Raw genomic sequence first — 4,224 nt, forward strand, 5'->3', positions numbered from 1 at the left:
GACGGGTGCTCGGCGGCGATCCAGGCCGCCACCACGGCGCCCAGCGAAAAGCCGACGAGGTCGCAGGGCAGGGCATCGGCGGCGCGCGCGGCGGCCAGCACCTGGTCGGCCAGCGCGGGCAGGGACAGCGGCCCGCCGTCGTCAGTGGTGGCGCCGGAACCGGCGAGGTCCGGGCAGACGACCTTGCGCCGGTCGCTGAAGTGGCGGACCAGCGGTCCCCAGTTGGAGAAGCCGTCGCCGCCGGTGCCGTGCACCAGCACCAGGCCGTCGCCCCGGCCTTCGACGCTGTAGGACACGCGGGTGGTTCCGGTCTCGACGAATGGCATGGGCGGGCTTCCGGAGGCGGGTGGCTGGCTCAGCGGGCTTCGTGCCAGAGCGGAATGCGGCCGGGCACGGGCGCCATGCCGGCCTGGGCCTCGAAGTCGGACTCGATCCACAGCGGCTCGCCGGCGCTCAGGGCGTTGATCGATTCGGCCTTTTCCACGCGCACGTCGGCGAAACGGCCGATCAGCGAGGCGTCGCCGGGGAAATGGACCCAGCGGGTGTTCTCGGCGATGCCGATGACATGGCCCGGCAGTCGCGTCGATTCGCGGTCCACCAGCACGCGCTGCACGCTGCCGACCATGGCATCGGTCTTGCGCCCGGTATTGCGCGCGATCTGCGTCTTGAGGATGTTCAGGCGCTGCTTTTTCACGTCTTCCGGGGTGTCGTCATCGAGCTCGGCGGCCGGCGTGCCGGGGCGCTTGGAGTAGATGAAGCTGTAGGAATGGTCGTACTCCACCGCGTCGATCAGGTCCATGGTGTCCTGGAAGTCGCGGTCGCTTTCGCCGGGGAAGCCGATGATGAAGTCCGAGCTCAGCTCGATGCCCGGCTTGGCCGCCTTCAGCCGGCGCACGGTGTCGATGTAGGTGGCGATCTCGTGGTTGCGCTTCATGGCCGCGAGGATGCGGTTGGAGCCGCTCTGCACCGGCAGGTGCACGTGCGCGGCCAGCTCCGGCAGCTCCGCATGCGCCGCGATCAGGTCGTCGTTGAATTCCAGCGGATGCGAGGTGGTGTAGCGGATGCGGCCGATGCCCGGCACCGCCGCCACCGCGCGCAGCAGGGCGGCGAAGTTGCAGATGCCGCCGTCATGGAACTCGCCGTAGTAGCCGTTGACGTTCTGGCCCAGCAGGGTGACCTCGCGCACGCCCTGGCGCGCCACGTGGGCAACCTCGGCGATGACGTCGTCGAACGGGCGCGAGACCTCCTCGCCGCGGGTGTAGGGCACGACGCAGAAGGTGCAGTACTTGGAGCAGCCTTCCATGATCGACACGAAGGCCTTGTGGCCCTCCACGCGCGGTTCGGGCAGGAAGTCGAACTTCTCGATCTCGGGGAAGCTGACATCGACCTGGGCGCTGCGGCGGCGCTCGCCGCCCGGCACCGACAGGGCGTCGAGCATCTGCGGCAGGCGGTGCAGGGTCTGCGGGCCGAACACCAGGTCGACATAGGCGGCGCGCTTTAGGATGCCCTCGCCCTCCTGCGACGCCACGCAGCCGCCGACGCCGATGACCACGTCCGGGCGCGCCTTCTTCAGCTTGTGCCAGCGGCCCAGCTCGGAGAACACCTTTTCCTGCGCCTTCTCGCGGATCGAGCAGGTGTTGAGCAGCAGCACATCGGCCTCTTCCGGGTCGTCGGTGCGCACGAAGCCGTGCGAGCTGCCGAGCAGATCGCGCATGCGCGACGAGTCGTACTCGTTCATCTGACAGCCCTGGGTCTCGATGTATAGCTTGCGTGCCATGTCCGCGTTACCGGTATTCGTGAGGGCAACATTATACAGGTATGCTTGGTGTGGGCACTGCATGGGGCGGTCTGCCCCCACTGGCAGGGAGAGGGAATGCATCCGGTCCGCAGGCGCCATCGCGCGCCCAGAGTCACACTGGCCGTTCTCGGGGCTTGTCTGGGCATGCTGTCGGCAGCACCGGCGAGCGCCGCCGACAGCGACTGGCTGACCGCCCGCGAGGCTTTCCGCAAGGCCGATGATGCCGCGCTGGCGCGCGCCACCCAGGCCATGCAGGATTCGGCGCTGGCCGCCTATGGCGAGTCCTGGCTGCTCTGGCGCCGGCTCAAGGATGCCCCGGCTGCGGAGATCCGTCCCTTCCTGGCCCGCGAGCAGGGCAGCTACGTGGCCGAGCGCCTGCGCAGCGAGTGGCTGCGCCAGCTCGCCAGGCGCCCGGACTGGGCGCTGTTCCGCCAGGAATACGCGCAGCTGCAGGCCGAGCCCGATGTCGAGCTGCAGTGCATGAAGCTGCAGGCCGACATCGAGGCCGGCGACTTCGCCGCGCTGCCGGCCGCCAAGGCCTGGCTGTGGATGACCGCGAAGGACCAGGTCGCCGCCTGCGACCCGGCCATGCGTGCCATGCAGGCGCGCGGCATCGTCACCGAGGAGGACCGCTGGCAGCGCTTCCGCCTCGCGCTCGATGCCAATGCCGCCGGGCTGGCGCGCTTCCTCGCCACCAGCCTCGGTTTCGAGCTCACGGCGGCGCAGCAGAAGAGCCTGCAGGACCAGCCCGATGCCTATATCAAGCAGATCGACCCGGCCCGCCGCGAACAGCGCGAGCTGGCGGCCTGGGCCTACGGCCGCTGGGCGCGGGTCAGCCCCGACAGCGCGCTGACGCATCTCGAGGTCAAGGCCGACGAGCTGGGGCCGCAGGCGGCGCTGGCCTGGCGCCAGCTCGCCATGGCCGGTGCCCGCCGTTTCGATCCCGCCGCCGAGACCTGGTTCGCGCGCAGCGACAGCGCGCCCTGGACCGACGTGCAGCGCGAGACGCGGCTGCGCCAGCTGGTGCGTTTCGCCAACTGGCCGGCATGGCTGGCGCAGTACGACCAGCTGCCGGCGAACCTGCGCGACAGCCGCGGCTGGCAGTACTGGCAGGCGCAGGCACTGCTGTTCCGGGCGCAGCAGAAGGACACCGGCAAGGCCCAGGCGCAGACCGACAATGCCGGTGCCCGCCGCCTGCTCGCGCGCCTGAGCGCCGATGACGACTACTACGGCCTGCTGGCGCTGGAGCAGCTGGGCCAGGCCCTGGGGCCGCTCTCGAAGCCGGTGCAGATCAATGATGACGACCGTGCCCGTCTGGCCCGTCATGCCGGTTTCCAGCGCGCTTTCGCACTGCGCCGCCTGGATCAGCGCTGGGAGTCCGCGAGCGAGTTCAACTGGGCCGTGCGCACGGCCGATGACCGCTTGCTGCTGGCGGCCGCGCAGCAGGCCGACGAACTGGGCTGGCACGACCGCGCCATCTACGCCGCCGAGCGCACGAAGACCCTGCACGAACCGCGCTTCCGCTACCTGTCGCCGTATCGCGAGGTGACCCGGGGCTATGCCCGCGACATGGGACTGGACGAGGCCTGGGTGTTCGGCCTGATCCGCCAGGAGAGCCGCTTCGTCACCGTGGCGCGCTCCAGCGCCGGCGCCGGCGGCCTCATGCAGCTCATGCCGGGCACCGCGCAGTGGGTGGCGAACCGGCTCGGCATTCCCTACCACGCCGCCATCGTCAACGATATCGGCCAGAACGTGCGGCTGGGCACCTACTACCTCAATCATGTGCTGACCGAGCTGGGCCACCCGGTGCTGGCGACCGCGGGCTACAACGCCGGCCCGCGCCGCGCCCGCGAGTGGCAGGGCGATGCTGCCCTGGACGCCACGCGCTACATCGAGAGCATTCCGTTCGGCGAGACCCGCGACTACGTGAAGAAAGTCATGACCAACGCCGTGCACTACGCGCGGGCCTTCGGGCAGGACGGGGCGCATCTGCGCGAGCGCCTGGGCACGGTGCCCGGTCGCGCGCTGACCCCGATCGAGGGGCCGTGACATGAGCACTTCCGAGACCGGCGGCTCCGGGACGGGCGGTGACGGCGGGCAGGGCGCCGAGGCGCCGGTGCCGCAATCGCCGGTCGATGTCTCCGATCTGACCCCGGCCCAGGCCGAGCGCGTGCTGGGCCGGCTGGCCCTGCTGGGGCGCCTGTTCGTGCTGCTGATCGCGCTGATCATCGGCGGCGTGGCGGCCTGGAAGGTGTTCATGCCCCGGCCCAGCAGCCTGCCGGTGCTGCCGCTGGCTGTCGACGCCACGCTGACGGCCGCTGACGGCGAGACCTTCGCGCTGGCCGACCGTCCCGGCCGCATCGTGCTGCTGGCAGTGCTGCCCGGGGACTGTCCATCACCCTGTCCGGTCCGCGAGCATCATCAGG

General features: G+C 70.5%; 3 protein-coding genes and 1 pseudogene. 2 read left to right on the forward strand and 2 right to left on the reverse strand.

Features of this window, described 5'->3' with window-relative positions:
- Both C5O18_RS06930 and miaB read right to left on the reverse strand, forming a co-directional pair.
- The coding region (locus tag C5O18_RS06930) for an alpha/beta fold hydrolase (protein ID WP_146089255.1) at positions 1 to 326 on the reverse strand (326 nt) is incomplete at its 3' end.
- A gap of 95 nt (positions 327 to 421) precedes the next feature.
- A pseudogene (gene miaB, locus C5O18_RS06935) lies at positions 422 to 1,840 on the reverse strand (tRNA (N6-isopentenyl adenosine(37)-C2)-methylthiotransferase MiaB); the annotation flags it as partial.
- Between the two features lie 102 nt (positions 1,841 to 1,942).
- On the opposite strand from miaB, the gene C5O18_RS06940 reads away from it, so the two are divergent.
- Both C5O18_RS06940 and C5O18_RS06945 read left to right on the forward strand, forming a co-directional pair.
- On the forward strand, positions 1,943 to 3,847 hold the full coding sequence (locus tag C5O18_RS06940; protein WP_158249292.1) for a lytic transglycosylase domain-containing protein: 1,905 nt from the start codon (positions 1,943 to 1,945) through the stop codon (positions 3,845 to 3,847).
- A gap of 1 nt (position 3,848) precedes the next feature.
- Positions 3,849 to 4,224: hypothetical protein (locus C5O18_RS06945; RefSeq protein WP_206389773.1), on the forward strand; the 376-nt coding region annotated here is incomplete at its 3' end.

Origin of the sequence: Amnimonas aquatica (assembly GCF_002943415.1) — a bacterium.
Lineage (GTDB): Bacteria > Pseudomonadota > Gammaproteobacteria > Pseudomonadales > Moraxellaceae > Perlucidibaca > Perlucidibaca aquatica_A.

Excerpts from the sequence above, each read along its gene's own strand:
- C5O18_RS06940 (WP_158249292.1), top strand. The coding sequence starts at position 1,943 with ATGCTGTCGGCAGCACCGGCGAGCGCCGCCGACAGCGACTGGCTGACC.